Raw genomic sequence first — 18,458 nt, 5'->3', positions numbered from 1 at the left:
ACAAATTGGTGTAAGTTTATCAGAAAATTTGAAAAGCAACCTAGCAAACTCACCAACTAGTGACCTAGAACAAAAAAGGCCCGTTAAACGGACCTTTTTCAATAACTTATCGCAGCTTATTGTTATTGCTCTGCGTTGTCGTTCTCAACTTTTAGCAGCTCAACTTCAAATACTAGCGTTGAGTTAGCAGGAATGCTTGGTGTGTCTTGGTCACCGTATGCTAGCTCTGGCGGGATAACGAATTTGAATTTAGAACCCACTGGCATTAGCTGAACACCCTCTGTCCAACCTGGGATTACACGGTTAAGTGGGAACGTTGCAGGTTCACCACGATCGTATGAGCTGTCGAACTGAGTACCGTCGATCAGAGTACCTTTGTAGTGTACTTGAACCGTATCAGTGTCTTTTGGCTTCTCACCTTCAGCTGGTGTCATTACTTGGTATAGAAGACCTGTATCTGTCTTCACTACGCCTTCTTGCTTCTCAAACTCAGCTCGGAAATCATCGCCAGCTTTTTTCGCTTCAGCTGCTTTCTCAGCCGCTTGTGCTTGCATCTTTTCTGCAACACGCTTGTCTAGAGATTCTAGTGCTGCACGTGTTTCTTCTTCATTCAATTCAGCATTGCCTTTGAAGACGTCTTCGATACCTTTTAGTACCAAATCTTTGTTAAGATTAATGCCGATTTCGCTTGGCTTGTCGATGCTTGTGCTTAGGTAGTTAGCAAATGAAACACCGATTGCGTATGCCGCTTTGTCGTCGTCGGTTTTAAAGTGAACCGCTTTACCGGTTTCTGCTTGAACTTGTTCTGCTTGAGGTGCGGTTTCTGTTTTAGTTTCTTCTTTCTGACAACCTACCGCTAGCATAACTGTTGCAGCAAGTAGCGACACTTTTAAAACTGATTTCATTAAATTCTCCCAATAATGGCTCTGCCATTGGTTGTTGTGCACAAATCTTCTATGAGACTAGTGAAGACAATCGTTATACCAATATACTAGCTATATGTCTTAAGACACAAACCGGATTATTAGATGTGATGCAAAGAATTTTTCATTTATTCCTATATTTAATTGTCATCACCACGTTAAATGGTTGCTTTTTCGCCGAGCGTGAAGTGCAGCGTTGGCCGATAGAACCTCAAGGTGCGACGAGCTTCGCACTTAGCAGAGATGGACGGTTTGCTCTGCTCTATTCTCAACAACGTCATTTGATGTTGTGGGACCTAGAGCAAAATGAACAACTAGCCAACCTGGGTGAACTCGATGCCGATGCCAATGTGGTTTCCCATATCCGCATATCTGACAATGGTCGCTACGCAATTACAGCAAGCCAAATGAACTTCGCAGTTTGGGACCTAGGCTGGACGCAATCCGAAGGCCTTTGGTCTATCTCTGATGCGCTCATTCGCGACGTTGATATCACCAGTAATGGTGAACAAGTTCTGCTTGGGTTATCCAACGGTAAAGCAATTTATGTCAACTTAGTCACCGGGCGTCGCATGGAGTTCCTTGCGCATCGTGAAAAAGTCAATTCCGTGGCCATTTCTCCTAATGGGCGCTTCGCCCTAACCGGAGGTAATGACTATAAAGCGTATCTGTGGGATACCGAAACCGGACAAGTACTACGAACCTTCGAACATGAACAACGAATTGTTCGCGTGGCCCTGCAAAGAGATGGAAAATTAGCAATGACATCTGATGGCGGAAACCAAGCGATTGTTTGGAATTTAAAAACTGGACAAGAAGTCACACAGTTGAGCAGTTGGTCACGCCAATTAATTTTCTCTACCGCACGATTTTCTGACGACGGGACTCAACTAGTCACAGGAAGCCCTTCTGGCCGTGTGTCGATATGGGATACTCAAACCGGAAAACGAATGAGTGGATTTGAAGTGGAGCCCAAAAAAGACACTCGCCCTCCCCGTGCGGTCGTGTATGATGCAGCCTTTGATTCAAAACAACGCGTAATTACTGCTACTTCAGCAGGTATTGCCCAAGCTTGGCAGTTAGAGAACGGATCATGACAGAAAAAATCATTCAGCAATTGGAAGCACGCATTAATGACTTAGAATGTCAGCTTGCGTTCCAAGAACAGACTATTGAAGATCTGAACGGAGCTTTATCGCAGCAACAACTGCAAATTACCAAGATGCTCGATCAGATGAAATATGTGGTAGGTAAAGTAAAAAATATGGACTCGTCGAATTTAGCCGATCCGTCAGAAGAAACCCCACCACCGCATTATTAAAATGCAGGCTCAAATAGCATAAAGCCCAGAACATGTTCTGGGCTTTGTTGTATTAATTACTTAAGAAGGTACTCAAGAGGAAGCTATTCGTCGGCGTAGATTTTAACGCTCAGCTCGCCTTGCGTATTAATGCCTGCTCGGTACATGCCAGAACTGTTCATCGCAAAGTGCATCTCACCTTTAGCATCAATGGCAATCAAACCGCCCTCTCCGCCCATCTGTTTGAGATCACCTTGGATAATGTGTTCACAAGCCGTATGAATATCTTCTTGTAAGTAACGCATACGTGCTGCAACGTCTTCCGCAACACGTTTACGAATAAAGAACTCGCCGACACCCGTAGTGGAAACTGCCACGACGCCATTTTCGGCCACCGTACCACAACCAATAAGAGCCGAATCTCCGACTCGGTTGTATTTCTTATTCGTCACGCCACCCGTACTGGTGGCAGCGGCTAAGTTGCCTTGTTGATCTAACGCTACCGCACCAACCGTACCGTGCTTACGGTCATCTGGGTAACGAGATTCCGACAAAGCAAACAGTCCTTTCTCACGCATAGACAGCAACTGCTCATAACGGCGATCAGTAAAGAAGTAATCTTGCTCGGTATACTCATGGCCTTGCTCAAAAGCAAACTTCTCTGCGCCCTCACCCACCAACAGCACATGATTGCTGTTTCGCATCACGTCACGAGCGAGCTCAATTGGGTTTCTGATATGACGAACCCCAGCGACCGCGCCTGCTGCAAGGTTTCGCCCATCCATCACAGAAGCGTCCATTTCAACCATTTCGTTGTTGGTCAGCACTGAGCCTTTACCCGCATTAAAGTTAGGAGAGTCTTCCAATACTTTCACTGCCGCTACGACTGCATCTAAGGCTTCACCGCCCGTGTCTAGAATTTGATGTCCCGCTTTTACCGCAGCTTCTAAATCCGCCAAGATGGATTGTTGCAGCTCATCGCTCATCTGTTCACGCAAGATGGTGCCCGCACCACCATGAATGGCAATCGAGAAAGGTTTCGTCATCGCTTTGTCCAACTGTTATTCCTTGTATGGTTGGCACTACACCTTAGATAAACAAAAAGCGCAAGTTGAAAACTCAACTTGCGCTTTTCAAAGCTTTGCTAGATTAGATTATCTAGTGAAGGAGCTTATGATTAGTGAGAACCACAGCTACCGCCGCCACAGCAGCCGCCTTCTTCTTCGTGATCGTGGTCATGATCGTGACCACCACAACAGCCACCACCTTGATGGATGTGACCGTGTTCGATCTCTTCTGCTGTTGCTTCACGTGTAGACATAACTTCTACTTCGAAAGTTAGTGTTTGACCAGCTAACATATGGTTACCGTCAACAACCACTTCGTTGCCGTCAACTTCTGTTACTTCAACAGGGATTGGACCTTGGTCAGTGTCAGCTAGGAAGCGCATGCCCACTTCGATTTGCTCAACGCCTTGGAACACGTCCGCAGGAACGCGCTGTACTAGCGCATCGTTGTGCTCACCGTAAGCTTCTTCAGGAGCTACCGTTACTGAGAACTTGTCGCCAGCCACTTTACCTTCAAGTTCTTTTTCAAGACCTGTGATTAGGTTGTTGTGACCGTGAAGGTAATCTAGAGGTGCTTCTGCTGTTGATTGATCAACAACGACACCGTCTTCCATCATTACTTTGTATGCAAGGCTTGCAACAACGTTCTTTTCAATTTTCATACTAACTCCAGGGAGATTAATTGACTTAACCTGAATGGGGTTAAGTACTGAGATATCTGGGTGTATTATGGGGATCAATTATCGAAGTTCAATTATTCCGGCTTAAAAATTCCGATCATTTCCTGATCTGAGTGTTTATTTTTCTCTACAGATTGTGGTTTGCGCTGCTCTGTAAACTCACACTCGACACACTCAACTAACTCGATGTTATTTTCAATCCACCAGCGCAGGGTATCTTGCTGGCTGCAATTTGGGCAGCTAGCGCCGGCAATGAAACGTTTCTTGATTTTCACGCTATTTCCTTAGCTTGAGTCTTGGCTCAAGTACTACTTCCAATGATTAGGTGACTGATGGTCGCTCTCCATTTCACGACCAAATATTTCTTCTAGCTCTTTGCGTGCCTCTTTCGCCCTTTGAGCTAATTTCTTATCTTCATTGTGTTGAGGCAATAAGTCCTTAAGCATAGCATTATCCAACTTGCGAAAATGTGCTTCTGCCCGCTTTGCTTGATAAGGATGCATACCCAGTTCTACGAGCGCTTGGCGACCGAGATCTAGCGCCCCTAAAAATGTTTCACGAGAGTAATTCTCTACACCATGACTCATTAACTGGTAAGCCTCGACACGGCTTCTTGCTCGGGCTAACAACTTAAGTTTCGGGAAGTGCACGCGACAAATGTCCACGATGGCCATCACCTCATCAGGTGAATCAGTACAAATAATCAATGCTTCCGCTTTATCAGCGCCAGCAGCCCTCAATAGGTCAATTTGTGTAGCATCGCCATAAAACACTTTGTAACCATACTTACGTAATAGGTGGATTTGGCTGGCATCACTTTCTAATACTGTCACTTTGATTTTATTGGCATACATTAAACGTCCGACGATCTGACCGAAACGTCCAAAGCCTGCAATGATAACGCGTGGTCGGCGATCCACGACTTTCGTGGTCATGCCCTCTTCTTCTTGATTGAGGGTATGAGCAAACCACTTCTTTTGTCCCATCAGCAAAAGAGGAGTCGTCACCATGGATAGACTGACCACCACCAACAGAAACGCCACTTGCTCTTTGGACAAAATGCCCTCTTGGCTCGCCGCGGTAAATATGACAAAGGCAAACTCACCGCCTTGGCTCAAAATTGCAGCCATACGGCTTCTCGCTTTGGCTCCGACACGGGCAGCTCTCGCCAATGCATACAAAACCAAACCCTTAACCACGACCAAAGCCACCACCGCACCGAGAATCTCTAAAGGGTGTAATGCCAATAACCCCAAGTTTACTGCCATGCCCACCGCAATAAAGAATAACCCCAACAACAGACCTTTAAATGGCTCGATAGCGATTTCCAACTCATGGCGATACTCACTCTCTGCCAGCAAAACGCCTGCTAAAAAAGTCCCCAATGCCATCGAAAGGCCGAGCTTTTGCATCACGACCGAAATGCCAAGCACGACTAAAAGTGCAGCAACGGTAAAGAGCTCACGAACGCCGCTCATCACGACAAAACGAAATAGCGGACGTAGTAAAAAGTGACCACCAATCAACAGTGCTACCACACTGCCTAAAATAGTGAAGACATCCAACCAACTTCCACCACTATGCCCGCCTGCTAGCAAGGGCAACATCGCCAGCATCGGGATCACTGCAATATCTTGAAAGAGCAGCACCGCAAAACCAGATTGCCCCGTTTCGGTACCATTAAGCCCTTGCTCTTCAATGACTTTAAGTGCAATCGCCGTCGAGGACAGCGCCAACCCCATCCCGATAACTAAACTCACTTGCATGCTTACGCCAAACATACTGACGACACTACCAATCACGGCGGTCGTGACCACAACCTGCGCACCGCCTAAACCTAAAATCGGCCCTCGCATCTGCCACAATTTTTTAGGGTTTAATTCCAGCCCTATCAAAAACAGTAACAACACAACCCCAAGCTCGGCAAAATGCAAAATGGCATCAACGTCACTAATTAAGCCAAGCCCCCATGGGCCAATCAACACACCAGCGAGTAAATAACCTAAAACCGAGCCAAGCCCAAGGCGCTGAGCAATCGGCACCGCAATAACCGCAGCCGAAAGAAAGACCACACTGCTTTGAAGAAACTCACTGGTGATCGCCATACTGACCTCCTCGATCTGCCGCTTGCCAGTTTTCAAGTGGGTTACTCAGCCATCCACGGTATAACTCGGCATGTTCGTAGCGTTCAATATCTGAAACATTTCTTGACCAATACAACACCAGTGGTTCAATCCAGTGCATTTGGCATAGGGCTGCCGTCAGTTCAAACGGTTGCAAGATTTGCTCAAGTGGGTATTTGTTGTACCCCTTCGCGCTGAAGGCTTCTTCTTTACCACCTGTTGTAATGACACTGCGCCAGTATTTTCCTTCTAGCGCCGCACCTCCGCCAAATGCAAAGCCTTTACCTAACACTCGGTCTAGCCACTCTTTTAATAGGGCTGGACATGAATACATATAAAGTGGGTGGTGAAATACGATCACATCGTGAGCGAGCAACAACTCATGTTCGTAATTCACATCAATAAAGAAATCAGGGTAAACACCGTAAAGATCGTGCACAGTGACGTGATCAAGCGACTGAGCTTTTTTTATCATCACTTGATTGGCAATCGAGTTATGTGGCTCTGGATGAGCATAAATGACCAGAACTTTTGGGAGAATAGACGGTGCAACAGCCAAATGGTCGTCCTTGTGGTTATTTTTATCCGTTATCAAATTGTTATACTTTTTTGTACAGCATAATGCAATTAAAGCGAATCAATCGACTTTTCCGGTCAATACCCCTACTATTCACCGCTAGATATATACCCAAGTGGCTTTAAAAACGATTGAAACCACTTCGCTATGTAACCAAGCAACGCGCACTGCGCAAAGTGAATGAAAACTTTATGATTACCTTCTCTGATATTCAGTTACTGCGTGGCGGTAAACCTCTTTTAGACCAAGCTTCTGCGACTATTCACCCTGGCGATAAAGTCGGTCTTGTGGGCAAAAACGGCTGCGGTAAATCAACGCTGTTTGCCCTACTGAAAGATGAACTGTTAATTGATGCTGGCTCATTTAGCCAACCTCAACACTGGGAGTTGGCCTGGGTCGCACAGGAAACGCCTGCGCTAGAGCGCACTGCACTGGAATACGTCATTGATGGTGATCGCGAATACCGCGCTCTCGAAAAGCAGTTAGCAGAAGCAGAAACGCAGGACAACGGAACCCTAGTTGCCGAGATACACGGTAAAATTGAAACCATTGGTGGTTACAGCATTCGCGCTCGCGCGGCAGAACTGCTCGATGGTTTAGGGTTCAGCCAAGAGCAAATGAGTTGGAGTTTGACCCAATTCTCGGGTGGTTGGCGTATGCGTCTTAACTTGGCTCAAGCGCTATTGTGTCGTTCTGATCTACTGCTACTCGACGAACCAACCAACCACTTGGATTTGGACGCGGTAATGTGGTTAGAGCGTTGGCTACAAAACTACCCTGGCACGCTGATTCTGATCTCGCACGACCGAGACTTCCTTGATCCAATTGTTGGTCGCATCATTCACATCGAGAATCAGCAGCTGAACGAATACACGGGTAACTACTCGTCATTCGAAAACCAACGCGCACAAAAGATGGTGTTACAACAAGCGATGTTTGAAAAGCAACAGAAGCAGATGTCGCACATGCAAAGCTACATCGACCGCTTCCGTTATAAAGCATCAAAAGCACGCCAAGCCCAAAGCCGTATCAAAGCTTTGGAGCGCATGGAAAAAGTACTGCCAGCTCAATTCGATAACCCATTTAGCTTCCAATTCCGTGAGCCAGCTGCGCTGCCAAACCCAATCATGATGATGGATGAAGTATCTGCAGGTTACGGTGACAACCTCATCTTAGAGAAGATCCGCTTGAACTTGGTTCCTGGCAGTCGTATTGGTCTACTCGGCCGTAATGGTGCGGGTAAATCGACCTTAATCAAGCTGCTCTCTGGTGAACTTAACGCGCAAGGTGGTGACCTAACTTACTCACAAGGCGTGAAAATTGGTTACTTCGCTCAGCACCAGTTAGAAACGCTTCATCCTGAAGAAACGCCGCTGCAACACATGATGCAAATCGCACCCGATCAAACCGAACAGCAGCTACGTGATTACCTAGGTAGCTTTGGCTTCCAAGGTGACAAAGCACTAGAAAAAGTTGCGCCGTTTTCTGGTGGCGAAAAAGCCCGTTTGGTATTGGCTTTAATTGTGTGGCAAAAGCCAAACCTGTTGCTACTTGATGAACCGACCAACCACTTAGACTTGGACATGCGCCAAGCACTTACGATGGCACTGCAAACGTTCGAAGGTGCAATGGTGATTGTTTCGCACGACCGTTACCTATTGCGTGCTACGACCGATGACTTGTATTTAGTGCATGATCGACAAGTTGCTCCGTTCGATGGTGACTTAAACGACTACTACAAGTGGTTAACTGAGCAACAAAGAGCGGAACGCAAAGAAGCACAAGCCGCACAGCCAGCCAAAGATAGCGCCAACAGCGCGGCAGCGAAAAAAGAGCAGAAACGTCGCGATGCAGAGTTTCGAAAACAGACAGCGCCAATTCGCAAAACGCTGACACAACTAGAAAATAAAATGGATAAGTTAGGTGCTGCACTGGCCGAAGCTGAAGAACAATTGGCGGACAACTCACTGTATGCGGCCGAAAATAAAGCTAAACTTAACCAAGTGCTGGCACTTCAAGCTTCTAGTAAGGCTGAGCTCGAAGAAATTGAAATGGAATGGATGTCTGCTCAAGAAACGTTGGAGCAGATGGAGCTAGAGTTTAATCAATGAGTAATCAACACGCTGAATACACACTCACCCTAGAACACCTTTGGCAGTTTAGTCTGCAGTTTTATGGTGTGCGAGAAGTGAAAGAGGCGTGCTTATCATTGCAAAACAACTACCACGGTAACGTGAACCTACTCCTGCTGCTCAGATGGCTCGATGAGCAGCAACTCATTTTCCAAGAAAAAGACTGGCCCTTGGTGCAAGACTGTCTAGGTAGGAGCGAAACTTTACTTCACTCCTTTCGCGACCTTCGTCGCCACCTTAAGTCTCAAGTCAATGACGCTTTGTATCGTGAGACCTTGCAGTTTGAGCTGCAACTAGAAAAGCAGCAACAAGCGGATTTGGTGGACTGCATTAACTCACTTGCACTACTCAAAAATGATGGTGACCCACTGACGTTGAGATACTGTCGTCAACTCGGTGGGGAGCATTTGCAGCAAGCCTTTGCTATTCCGGTGCCAAACATTCAACCACCAAAACGCCCATAAATCTGTAGAATACCTATAATCTTTATAAAGGATTATATTAATAAGTTCTTCAACGGACACCGAAGGACCGCATAAGAGCAGTTAGGTATGACACAATTTTTCGCAGCCGCCGGGATCAAAAACCCGCATCTCCAAACGCTTTTGCCGCGTTTTATTCGCAAAAAAGCGTTATTTACGCCGATTTGGCAAACCCTCGATACATCCGATGGCGACTTTCTCGATCTCGCGTGGAGCGAGGACCCAACCCAAGAGCCTGCACAAAAAAAGCCGATTTTTGTTTTATTTCATGGGTTAGAGGGGTGCTTCTATAGCCCTTATGCCAATGGGCTAATGAATGCATTTGCTCAATCTGGATGGCTGTCGGTGATGATGCATTTTCGTGGCTGCAGCGGTAAACCAAACAAAAAAGCACGAGCTTATCACTCGGGAGAAGTGACGGATGCTCGTTACTTCCTAGAGCACCTTGAACAACGTTTTCCTGATAATCCCAAAGTTGCAGTTGGTATTTCTCTTGGCGGTAACATGTTGGCGAATTATTTAGCCCAATATAAAGACCACCCTATTTTGAATGCAGCGACTATTATCTCAGCGCCTTTAGACCTAGCGGCGTGTGCAAACCGTATTGAACAAGGCTTTTCGAAAGTGTATCGCCGTTACCTGCTTTCTTCACTGAAACGTAACGCGTTACAAAAGCATCATCTACTGCACGGCGAGCTTGCGCTGTCCTACAACTCAATAAAACGTGTCACACGGCTGTATGAATTCGATGATTTGATCACCGCACCATTGCATGGCTTTAAAGACGCACAAGATTATTACGATCAATGTTCAGGCTTAAGTAAATTACAACAGATCACGCTACCGACACTGATCATTCACGCCAAAGACGATCCGTTCATGACCGACGATGTGATCCCGAAGTTTGTTCTGCCAGATAACATTGATTACCGTCTCTTTGAACACGGTGGCCATGTTGGCTTCCTGACAGGAACGGCGTTAAAACCTAAGTTTTGGTTGGAGGAAGCGCTGCCCGCGTATTACGAAAGTATCGCCGCAGATTACCTTTCTGCTGTATCCAAGCAACGAACGCAGTAAACTAGCCGCTCATCATAAAAGTTAGAGGTATTTATGATCATTCCATGGCAAGACATTGCGCCGGAAACATTGGAAAACTTAATTCGTGAATTCGTCTTACGCGAAGGAACGGATTACGGAACCGTCGAGGTTTCTTTGCAAGACAAAATTGATCAAGTCAAAGCTCAATTGGAAAAAGGTGAAGCGGTTATCGTGTTCTCTGAGCTACACGAAACCGTCGATATTCAACATAAAACAAAATTTTAGACCCTTCACATTTTACCGTATCCCACTCGATGACAAGGTATTGTTACGTGCTATAGTGGGATATCGACCGTGCAGTAGTAACTCTACTGCACATTACAGGTAAGTAATTTTCGACAAGGTTTGTCATGTCAGCTAAACACCCAATTATTGCGGTTACTGGTTCGTCCGGTGCCGGCACGACCACTACATCTGAAGCCTTCCGTAAAATGTTCAATATGATGAACGTTAAACCCGCATGGGTTGAAGGCGATAGCTTCCATCGCTTTACTCGCCCAGAGATGGACATCGAAATCCGCAAAGCCCGCGAGCAAGGTCGACACATTAGCTACTTTGGCCCACAAGCTAATGACTTCCCGGGATTAGAAGAGTTTTTCCGTAAGTTCGGGCATGACGGCACTGGCAGCGTGCGCCGTTATCTGCACACGTTTGACGAAGCGGTTCCCTACAATCAAATGCCAGGCACGTTTACACCGTGGCAAGACTTACCCGAAAACAGCGACGTGCTGTTTTATGAAGGGTTACATGGTGGCGTGGTCGATGGCGATGTTAATGTTGCTCAACATGTGGATTTCTTAATCGGCATGGTGCCGATTGTGAACTTAGAGTGGATACAAAAATTCGTACGTGACACTCGCGATCGCGGCCATTCGCGTGAAGCGGTAATGGACTCAATCGTGCGATCCATGGACGATTACCTCAACTATATCACTCCGCAGTTTTCTCGTACTCACATCAACTTCCAGCGCGTACCGACCGTTGATACTTCCAACCCACTTAATGCAAAAGGCATCCCTAGTTTGGATGAGAGTTTTGTGGTGATTCGCCTACGCGGTATCAAGAATGTCGACTTCCCATATCTGCTGGCCATGATTGATGGCTCATTCATGTCACGCCACAACACGATTGTCGTACCCGGCGGTAAGATGAGCTTTGCAATGGAGCTCATAGTTCGGCCTATCCTACAACAGCTCATCGAAACAGGGAAAATTGGCTAAAAACCTGCCTGCGAAGATGTTTACTTTTCATACCGTGATCATGTGCACAGTTTTGCTTACAAAATCTCAATCATGGCACGATTAAAATCAAGAAATCGTTTTCGAAAAAGGATACTATTTCTTACCGAAACACAAGAGAGCTTGCAGCATATAAAAAGTGCTCTTATTCTAGTAGGCCTAATTCAGGCTTAGCTAAAATATGGATAGCGCAAGCGTACCCTGCAGAGGAAGTGAGATATTATGGTTCTAGGTAAACCTCAAACCGACCCAACATTAGAGTGGTTTCTTTCACACTGTCATATTCATAAGTACCCTTCAAAGAGCACGCTAATTCACGCGGGCGAAAAGGCAGAAACTTTGTACTACATCGTTAAAGGTTCTGTTGCGGTTCTTATCAAAGACGAAGAAGGTAAGGAGATGATCCTTTCTTACCTAAACCAAGGAGACTTTATTGGTGAACTTGGTCTATTCGAGGAAGACCAAGAGCGCACAGCTTGGGTTCGTGCTAAATCTCCTTGTGAAGTTGCTGAAATTTCTTTCAAGAAGTTCCGTCAGCTTATCCAAGTAAACCCAGACATCCTAATGCGTCTTTCTGCGCAGATGGCTCGTCGTCTTCAAGTAACTAGCCAAAAAGTGGGTGACCTGGCGTTCCTAGACGTAACTGGTCGTATCGCTCAGACGCTTCTGAACCTTGCAAAACAACCAGACGCAATGACTCACCCAGACGGCATGCAAATCAAGATCACTCGTCAAGAAATCGGTCAAATTGTTGGCTGTTCTCGTGAGACAGTAGGTCGTATCTTGAAGATGCTAGAAGAGCAGAACCTAATCTCTGCTCACGGTAAAACCATCGTGGTTTACGGTACTCGTTAATCTCGAACTAGAGTGACACGAACAAAATTATAAAAGCCACCAATGGCAACATTGGTGGCTTTTTATTTGCTCATGACCAAATGAGATAGGGTGCAGCGAACACTAATGAGTAAGCTTAACAGGTTAACCCTAAAACTTAGCCATTCGTACTTTCAAAGATTTTGTCCGCTGAAGCGGCCACGAAACCTGGGTACAAATCACCATTTTCCATCGGATAGCGCTTAGCAAATTCATAAAACCCGCCAGGGATAATTTCAGTGCCTTCGCTAAAACGAACCGCTACTTTATCTGCCATGGTCGATGACTGCTCTAGCAACACCTCAGGAGTGCCCTTCACTTCACCACCATTTTCATTAATGGTAAACCCAGCGGTACGCAGATGATCGTTTACCTGCTTCACTTCTTCATATTCATTGAGTTGGTTAACGCTCACCGTGAAGTGGTTTGCTCCGTAACCATGCGCCGCAAGCCAAGATGCGTACTCACTTTCTTTAGCCAACGTTTGGTAATCAGCAAAGCTTAAATCCCACAAGCGTCCACCATGTAAGAATGCGCTATCGTTCAGCTTGTCAGCATCGACTTGTGCCACCAAATTTTTCACAATCTCTTGTAGCTCAGGCGAGCACTCTTCAACTTTTAGCTCACTAATAAATACTTTAGGTTGCTTCGGATCTGGGTGCTCATAGTGCTTAGCAACCAGCTTTTTGCTTTCGAAAACGTAATCACCACACGCCTTGTAACCAATAGCTACAAATGGCTTAGCTAGAGTTTCAATACCAAGAGGCGCGATATTGAAGGTACGTAAAGCTATATGATCATTAATCAGAGGCTCATCTTCTTGAAGCAGCTGATGCACTTTAGCCGCCGAAGGGCAAAGACGTTGAATGTAATCTTGCCATAGCGATTCAAATAACACATCGGGCGTCATAACGACTCCTTGTTACGAGATGTAGAGTTTAAAGGTAAGCGGAAGTTGGCTGCTCGTTCACAACAAAAGTTGTCCAGAATAATGAACGAGCAACCATCAACCTGTGACGGTAAATGCCAGTCAGTCAACACGCTTTTCCGAGTCTTTGCTCACTTTTCGTGTTCTGCCAACGATCACTACAACCCATACCTAAATGATGCGCCGGCAAGGTGAGCCGCAATGCATAGTTGCGACTCTATTATTAAAACTTATAGCACTACACCTGGACTCAATGTTGCAGGCAAGACAGTTTCTTGACCTTCCATTGATGCCATTGGGTACGCACAGTAATCTGCTGCGTAGTAAGCGCTTGGGCGCAAGTTACCCGACGCCCCCGGACCACCAAATGGCGCATCACCGCTTGCCCCAGTAAGCTGGCGGTTACGGTTCACGATTCCTGCACGAATGTGGTCAACGAAGTATTCCCATTCTTGGTCGTCGGTTGAAACCAAACCAGCAGATAAGCCAAAGCGCGTATCGTTTGCTAGCGCCACGGCTTTGTCTAATCCTTCGTAGCGCACCACTTGCAGAAGTGGGCCGAAGTACTCTTCATCTGGTAACTCAGCAATGTTCGTTACATCAATGATGCCTGGAGAAACAAACGCCGCCTCTCCTGCTTTCGCTTCAATCAAGCTTTCACCGCCAAGAGACTGTAGATTAGCTTGTGCATCAAGAATAAACTTGGCTGCCGCGACCGAAATTTGCGGTCCCATAAATGGCGCAGGTTCTGCAAATGGTTGGTCTACGCGAATATTGCGTGTCGCTTCAACGAGTTTGGTGATAAGCGCATCGCCTTTTTCACCCAATGGCACATACAAACGACGAGCACACGTACAACGCTGCCCAGCACTGATAAACGCTGACTGGATGATGGTGTAAACCGTGGCATCCAAATCACCATATTTATCAGAGATCACCATCGGGTTATTACCACCCATTTCTAGTGCGAGCATCTTGCCCGGTTGACCCGCAAATTGACGGTGTAATACATGCCCCGTATTTGCGCTACCCGTAAACAGTACGCCATCGATGCCTTTTGCGTCAGCGAGCGCGATACCAGTTTCTTTCGCGCCTTGAACAAGGTTAATCACGCCTTTCGGCAGACCGGCTTCTTCCCATAGCTTCATTGCCAATTCACCCGTCCATGGCGTTTGCTCAGACGGTTTGAAGACTACCGTGTTACCAGCCAGTAGCGCAGGCACAATGTGACCATTTGGTAGGTGGCCTGGGAAGTTGTAAGGACCAAACACCGCCATCACGCCCAATGGGCGGTGGCGCAATACGATTTGGTTGCCTGCTGCTTCACGGCTCGCCTCACCAGTGCGGTCATGATAAGCGCGAATCGAAATGGCAATTTTACCTGCCATTGCCGCTGCTTCAGTGCGCGTTTCCCAAATTGGCTTACCAGTTTCTTTGGCAATGACTTCGGCGATTTTTTCGCTGTTCTCTTTTACTTTCTCCGCAAAAGCCAACACGATTGCCTCACGCTCTGAAAATGGGCGCTTTTTCCAGTCAATAAACGCTTCACGCGCTGCAGATACCGCCTGGTTCACCTGCTCTGCCGTTGCACCTTTGCCTTGCCAGATCACTTCTTGGTTGTACGGCGACAGAGACGTAAATGCTTCACCCTGACCTTGTACCCATTCACCTGCAATCCAATGTGTCATTGTTTCTATCCTTAAATTCTGTCGTCTGTTACTGCGGAAGAAGGCGAACGAAATCCCCTTCTTCAACCGAAAGTGCATCCGCAACGTCTGGTGCGATCATTACGCTCTGTGTCTCTGCGTCATACGCCGCCTTAGTGACTGTCGCACGGAAATTCTCGAAAGATGAATTACACATCAAGAAGTCTTGTGTGCTGGAATGTTCAGAGATTTTGACTTTCGCGCGGAATGAATGACGTACCGACTCAATATTACGCAGATCACACTCAACCGTTGGGCCACCATCGAAGATGTCGACGTAACCTCGGTTGGTAAAACCTTCACGCTCAAGCAGCTTCAGCGCTGGACGCGTGTTGTCATGTACTTGACCAATCACGGCTTGCGCTTCTGGGCTGAGCAGATTGATGTAAATAGGCAGTTTCGGCATCAAGTCGGCGATAAAGCCTTTCTTGCCGATACCTGTCAGGTAATCTGCAAGAGTGAAATCGATAGAGAAGAAATGCTCTTGAAGCCATTGCCAGAATGGTGAATTACCCTCGTCGTCTGAAACGCCACGCATCTCCGCAAAGATCGTTTCAGAGAAGCGCTCTGGGTGCTCTGCCATCATTAGGAAACGACACTTCGACATTAGACGACCATTCAGACCTTGGCGGAATTTCTCACGCAAGAACAAGGTACAAATTTCGCTGTTACCCGTGTAGTTATTACCAAAAGTAAGCAGTTTAACGACGTTGTTAACGCCAAGCTTTGGCGACGAGTGCACAACTTTACTAATGTGATATGAGTAAAATGGGACATCCCAGCCGATAGATGCTTCGATTCCGGTGGTACCCGCAACCTCACCCGTTTCAGAGTCAAAGCCAACCATCAGGTAGCCTTCATCGCCTGGTTCTGCCACATCTGGCTTACCAAAGCTGTACTCTGAATGTTTGATTCGATTGGTTAACAGTTCTTCGTTAACCGGTAGAGATGTAAATCCGTGACCAGACTCCACCGCACAAGTGTGCAGTGCGTCGTAATCCGACATCGCGATAGGGCGAACTACTAGCATCAATACTCCCTCCAGATGCAAGAAGATCCTAACTATATTGTAGGAACAATTCCCCCATCAGAGATCCTTGACGGGGGTGTCTGCGTTGACGTTTAAACTGATATCGCGCTTAAACTAAAGTCGCGATCGCTTTATCCAGTTTCGCCAAGCCTTCTTCAATTTCTTGTTGTGTGATAACGAGTGATGGTGTGAAACGTACGACATTGGCACCCGCAACCAATACCATGAGACCTTGTTTACCTGCAGCAACCAGCACGTCACGCGCACGGCCTTGCCATTCTTCATTTAGTGCAGCGCCAAGTAATAGGCCTTGACCGCGCACTTCTGAGAAGATGTTGTACTTCGCGTTGATCTTCTCTAGACCTTCACGGAACATTGCTTCGCGTTCTAGTACACCAGCCAAAACCTCTGGCTTAGTGACTTCATTTACAACCGCTTCTGCAACCGCACACGCTAGTGGGTTACCGCCATATGTAGAACCGTGAGTGCCCACTTTCATGTGCTCTGCCAATTTTGCTGTCGTTAGCATTGCACCGATTGGGAAACCGCCACCAAGTGATTTCGCAGTACTTAGAATATCTGGCGTGATACCTAAACCTTGGTAAGCGTAGAAGTTACCTGTTCGGCCATTACCAGTTTGCACTTCATCGAAGATCAGTAAGGCGTTGTGTTTGTCACACAGCTCGCGAACCGCTTGAGCGAACTCAGGCGTTGGTGGCACGATGCCGCCTTCACCTTGTAGTGGCTCCATCATGACCGCACAAGTACGATCAGACATGTGTGCTTGTAAAGCTTCGATATCGTTGTAAGGAAGGTGTGTCACGTCGCCTGGCTTAGGACCGAAGCCGTCAGAGTATGCCGCTTGGCCACCAACCGTTACGGTAAAGAATGTACGACCGTGGAAACCTTGTTTGAATGCAATGATTTCAGATTTCTCAGTGCCATGAACGTCTGCTGCATAACGACGTGCCAGCTTCAAAGCGGCTTCGTTTGCTTCTGCGCCAGAGTTAGCAAAGAACACACGCTCAGCAAAACTCACTTCTGTTAGCTTTTTCGCCAGACGAAGGGCTGGTTCGTTCGTCATAACGTTACTTAAGTGCCAAAGCTTGTTAGCTTGCTCTGTTAGTGCGTTTACCATTACTGGATGACAATGGCCAAGACAGCTCACTGCAATACCACCAGCAAAGTCGATGTATTCATTACCTTCCTGATCCCAAACACGTGAACCTTCACCTTTAACAGGGATCATTTCCATCGGGTTATAGCAAGGTACCATTACCTCATCGAATAAACCGCGCTCTACTTTAATTTCCGTTGTCATTGCACATTCCTTCTTGATACCGCATGCGTAGCAGATAAGCGAATTTAACCGGCTCTCTTTGCCAGCAAATAATGTTTTGCATTTAAGCTATTGCGGCATTGTATTTACATTTAATTAACCATTTCAATAGTGATTTATTCTTTTCGTTCTCGAAAGCAACTTCCATTAATCACTGCTTATGACTATTTATGCATCAAGAAAGTAAAATAGAGAAGTGATTTTTTATAAATGTTATGTAATACAGGGGATAGAAGGTTTAAAAAGACATGAATAGACAAAGAGACTCGAGAGAATCGCATAGTTTTGCAATCCGCTCACCTCAGCAAAAAGATGAATGATTTGTTAAGAAAAGTGATCGCGATCAGATCGCTTTGCGTGCTAAAAAGTTCGCAAGCAACTCGTGACCTTGCTCAGTTTTGATTGATTCTGGGTGGAACTGCACCGCATCAATTGGCAAGGCTTTATGTTGGTAACCCATTATTTCATCCATGCTTCCGTCCGGCAGTTCTGTCCATGCAGTCAGTTCAAACACGTCGGGTAAAGTACCGTTTTTCACCACAAGAGAGTGATAACGGGTTACCGTGAGTGGGTTATTCAGATTTTTAAACACACAACGACCGTTATGACGAATCGGTGAGGTCTTACCGTGCATCACTTGTCGTGCACGTACCACTTCACCCCCAAACACTTGCGCTATCGCTTGATGGCCAAGGCAAACACCCAATATTGGAAGCTTACCAGCGAAGTGTTCTATCGCTTTCAGTGAAATACCTGCTTCGTTCGGCGTACATGGCCCTGGCGAGATCACCAAATGAGTTGGGTTGAGCGCCTCAATGCCTTGGATATCGATTTCATCGTTACGCACCACCTTTACGTCTGCACCAAGCTCGCAGAAGTATTGGTAAAGGTTGTAGGTAAACGAATCATAATTATCGATAATTAACAGCATGGGACTACATCGTGGAAACCTGAAAGCGAGT

The 18,458-nt window shown here is 46.5% G+C and carries 19 protein-coding genes; 8 read left to right on the top strand and 11 right to left on the bottom strand.

The features are described from left to right. Window positions 1–122 precede the first annotated feature (122 nt). Window positions 123–905 carry an FKBP-type peptidyl-prolyl cis-trans isomerase gene (fkpA, locus tag J4N43_RS01460; protein WP_017821751.1) on the bottom strand — a complete coding sequence of 261 codons (783 nt, stop codon included), beginning with the start codon at window positions 903–905 and terminating at the stop codon, window positions 123–125. A 128-nt stretch (window positions 906–1,033) separates the two neighbouring features. Here fkpA and J4N43_RS01455 point away from each other — a divergent pair, with 128 nt between their 5' ends. Both J4N43_RS01455 and J4N43_RS01450 read left to right on the top strand, forming a co-directional pair. Further along, window positions 1,034–2,020, top strand: a complete 987-nt coding sequence (locus J4N43_RS01455; protein ID WP_017633742.1) for a WD40 repeat domain-containing protein — start codon at window positions 1,034–1,036, stop codon at window positions 2,018–2,020. Beyond that, entirely contained in the window at window positions 2,017–2,244 is a 228-nt protein-coding gene (locus tag J4N43_RS01450) for a SlyX family protein (RefSeq protein WP_005381455.1), read from the top strand. The genes J4N43_RS01455 and J4N43_RS01450 overlap by 4 nt, the downstream gene beginning before the upstream one ends. An 83-nt stretch (window positions 2,245–2,327) precedes the next feature. Here J4N43_RS01450 and J4N43_RS01445 read toward each other — a convergent pair whose 3' ends face one another. The 5 genes from J4N43_RS01445 to kefG form a co-directional block, all read right to left on the bottom strand. Continuing rightward, a complete protein-coding gene (locus J4N43_RS01445) occupies window positions 2,328–3,269 on the bottom strand; it encodes an isoaspartyl peptidase/L-asparaginase family protein (RefSeq protein WP_031812779.1) in 942 nt (313 codons plus the stop codon). 131 nt (window positions 3,270–3,400) lie between these two features. Continuing rightward, window positions 3,401–3,952, bottom strand: a complete 552-nt coding sequence (slyD, locus tag J4N43_RS01440; RefSeq protein WP_005381451.1) for a peptidylprolyl isomerase — start codon at window positions 3,950–3,952, stop codon at window positions 3,401–3,403. 92 nt (window positions 3,953–4,044) lie between these two features. Then, on the bottom strand, window positions 4,045–4,245 hold the full coding sequence (locus J4N43_RS01435; protein WP_005381449.1) for a YheV family putative zinc ribbon protein: 201 nt from the start codon (window positions 4,243–4,245) through the stop codon (window positions 4,045–4,047). A gap of 33 nt (window positions 4,246–4,278) precedes the next feature. Beyond that, on the bottom strand, window positions 4,279–6,075 hold the full coding sequence (gene kefB, locus J4N43_RS01430; RefSeq protein WP_017633740.1) for a glutathione-regulated potassium-efflux system protein KefB: 1,797 nt from the start codon (window positions 6,073–6,075) through the stop codon (window positions 4,279–4,281). Further along, entirely contained in the window at window positions 6,059–6,652 is a 594-nt protein-coding gene (gene kefG, locus J4N43_RS01425; RefSeq protein ID WP_005381444.1) for a glutathione-regulated potassium-efflux system ancillary protein KefG, read from the bottom strand. The genes kefB and kefG overlap by 17 nt, the downstream gene beginning before the upstream one ends. Before the next feature lie 209 nt (window positions 6,653–6,861). Between kefG and J4N43_RS01420 the strand changes: the two genes are divergently transcribed. From J4N43_RS01420 to crp, 6 genes are all read left to right on the top strand, one after another. Beyond that, entirely contained in the window at window positions 6,862–8,781 is a 1,920-nt protein-coding gene (locus tag J4N43_RS01420; RefSeq protein WP_158159508.1) for an ABC transporter ATP-binding protein, read from the top strand. Beyond that, entirely contained in the window at window positions 8,778–9,266 is a 489-nt protein-coding gene (locus J4N43_RS01415; RefSeq protein WP_033907158.1) for a TIGR02444 family protein, read from the top strand. The genes J4N43_RS01420 and J4N43_RS01415 overlap by 4 nt, the downstream gene beginning before the upstream one ends. Before the next feature lie 87 nt (window positions 9,267–9,353). Beyond that, window positions 9,354–10,361 carry a hydrolase gene (locus J4N43_RS01410; protein ID WP_033907159.1) on the top strand — a complete coding sequence of 336 codons (1,008 nt, stop codon included), beginning with the start codon at window positions 9,354–9,356 and terminating at the stop codon, window positions 10,359–10,361. Between the two features lie 33 nt (window positions 10,362–10,394). Further along, on the top strand, window positions 10,395–10,607 hold the full coding sequence (locus J4N43_RS01405) for a YheU family protein (protein WP_005382815.1): 213 nt from the start codon (window positions 10,395–10,397) through the stop codon (window positions 10,605–10,607). 125 nt (window positions 10,608–10,732) lie between these two features. Next, entirely contained in the window at window positions 10,733–11,602 is an 870-nt protein-coding gene (locus J4N43_RS01400; protein WP_005381434.1) for a phosphoribulokinase, read from the top strand. A 240-nt stretch (window positions 11,603–11,842) separates the two neighbouring features. After that, window positions 11,843–12,475, top strand: a complete 633-nt coding sequence (crp, locus tag J4N43_RS01395) for a cAMP-activated global transcriptional regulator CRP (RefSeq protein ID WP_005381432.1) — start codon at window positions 11,843–11,845, stop codon at window positions 12,473–12,475. A 136-nt stretch (window positions 12,476–12,611) separates the two neighbouring features. On the opposite strand, the gene J4N43_RS01390 is transcribed toward crp, so the two are convergent. The 5 genes from J4N43_RS01390 to J4N43_RS01370 form a co-directional block, all read right to left on the bottom strand. Continuing rightward, entirely contained in the window at window positions 12,612–13,403 is a 792-nt protein-coding gene (locus tag J4N43_RS01390; RefSeq protein WP_042523639.1) for a DUF1338 domain-containing protein, read from the bottom strand. 248 nt (window positions 13,404–13,651) lie between these two features. Beyond that, window positions 13,652–15,109: a succinylglutamate-semialdehyde dehydrogenase gene (gene astD, locus J4N43_RS01385; RefSeq protein ID WP_025768787.1), complete on the bottom strand. Its 1,458-nt coding sequence runs from the start codon at window positions 15,107–15,109 to the stop codon at window positions 13,652–13,654. A 28-nt stretch (window positions 15,110–15,137) separates the two neighbouring features. Beyond that, window positions 15,138–16,157, bottom strand: coding sequence for an arginine N-succinyltransferase (gene astA / locus J4N43_RS01380; protein WP_158159509.1), 1,020 nt, complete (start codon window positions 16,155–16,157; stop codon window positions 15,138–15,140). Between the two features lie 109 nt (window positions 16,158–16,266). Beyond that, window positions 16,267–17,478, bottom strand: a complete 1,212-nt coding sequence (locus J4N43_RS01375; RefSeq protein WP_005381420.1) for an aspartate aminotransferase family protein — start codon at window positions 17,476–17,478, stop codon at window positions 16,267–16,269. A 361-nt stretch (window positions 17,479–17,839) separates the two neighbouring features. Further along, entirely contained in the window at window positions 17,840–18,427 is a 588-nt protein-coding gene (locus J4N43_RS01370) for an aminodeoxychorismate/anthranilate synthase component II (RefSeq protein WP_158159510.1), read from the bottom strand. Window positions 18,428–18,458: the final 31 nt, after the last annotated feature.

Source organism: Vibrio sp. SCSIO 43009, assembly GCF_023716525.1.
Lineage (GTDB): Bacteria > Pseudomonadota > Gammaproteobacteria > Enterobacterales > Vibrionaceae > Vibrio > Vibrio alginolyticus.
This window is presented reverse-complemented; position numbering and strand designations above follow the sequence as displayed.

Excerpts from the sequence above, each read along its gene's own strand:
- fkpA (WP_017821751.1), bottom strand. The coding sequence starts at position 905 with ATGAAATCAGTTTTAAAAGTGTCGCTACTTGCTGCAACAGTTATGCTA.
- J4N43_RS01455 (WP_017633742.1), top strand. The coding sequence starts at position 1,034 with ATGCAAAGAATTTTTCATTTATTCCTATATTTAATTGTCATCACCACG.
- J4N43_RS01450 (WP_005381455.1), top strand. The coding sequence starts at position 2,017 with ATGACAGAAAAAATCATTCAGCAATTGGAAGCACGCATTAATGACTTA.
- J4N43_RS01445 (WP_031812779.1), bottom strand. The coding sequence starts at position 3,269 with ATGACGAAACCTTTCTCGATTGCCATTCATGGTGGTGCGGGCACCATC.
- slyD (WP_005381451.1), bottom strand. The coding sequence starts at position 3,952 with ATGAAAATTGAAAAGAACGTTGTTGCAAGCCTTGCATACAAAGTAATG.
- kefB (WP_017633740.1), bottom strand. The coding sequence starts at position 6,075 with ATGGCGATCACCAGTGAGTTTCTTCAAAGCAGTGTGGTCTTTCTTTCG.
- J4N43_RS01420 (WP_158159508.1), top strand. The coding sequence starts at position 6,862 with ATGATTACCTTCTCTGATATTCAGTTACTGCGTGGCGGTAAACCTCTT.
- J4N43_RS01415 (WP_033907158.1), top strand. The coding sequence starts at position 8,778 with ATGAGTAATCAACACGCTGAATACACACTCACCCTAGAACACCTTTGG.
- J4N43_RS01410 (WP_033907159.1), top strand. The coding sequence starts at position 9,354 with ATGACACAATTTTTCGCAGCCGCCGGGATCAAAAACCCGCATCTCCAA.
- J4N43_RS01405 (WP_005382815.1), top strand. The coding sequence starts at position 10,395 with ATGATCATTCCATGGCAAGACATTGCGCCGGAAACATTGGAAAACTTA.
- J4N43_RS01400 (WP_005381434.1), top strand. The coding sequence starts at position 10,733 with ATGTCAGCTAAACACCCAATTATTGCGGTTACTGGTTCGTCCGGTGCC.
- crp (WP_005381432.1), top strand. The coding sequence starts at position 11,843 with ATGGTTCTAGGTAAACCTCAAACCGACCCAACATTAGAGTGGTTTCTT.
- J4N43_RS01390 (WP_042523639.1), bottom strand. The coding sequence starts at position 13,403 with ATGACGCCCGATGTGTTATTTGAATCGCTATGGCAAGATTACATTCAA.
- astD (WP_025768787.1), bottom strand. The coding sequence starts at position 15,109 with ATGACACATTGGATTGCAGGTGAATGGGTACAAGGTCAGGGTGAAGCA.
- astA (WP_158159509.1), bottom strand. The coding sequence starts at position 16,157 with ATGCTAGTAGTTCGCCCTATCGCGATGTCGGATTACGACGCACTGCAC.
- J4N43_RS01375 (WP_005381420.1), bottom strand. The coding sequence starts at position 17,478 with ATGACAACGGAAATTAAAGTAGAGCGCGGTTTATTCGATGAGGTAATG.
- J4N43_RS01370 (WP_158159510.1), bottom strand. The coding sequence starts at position 18,427 with ATGCTGTTAATTATCGATAATTATGATTCGTTTACCTACAACCTTTAC.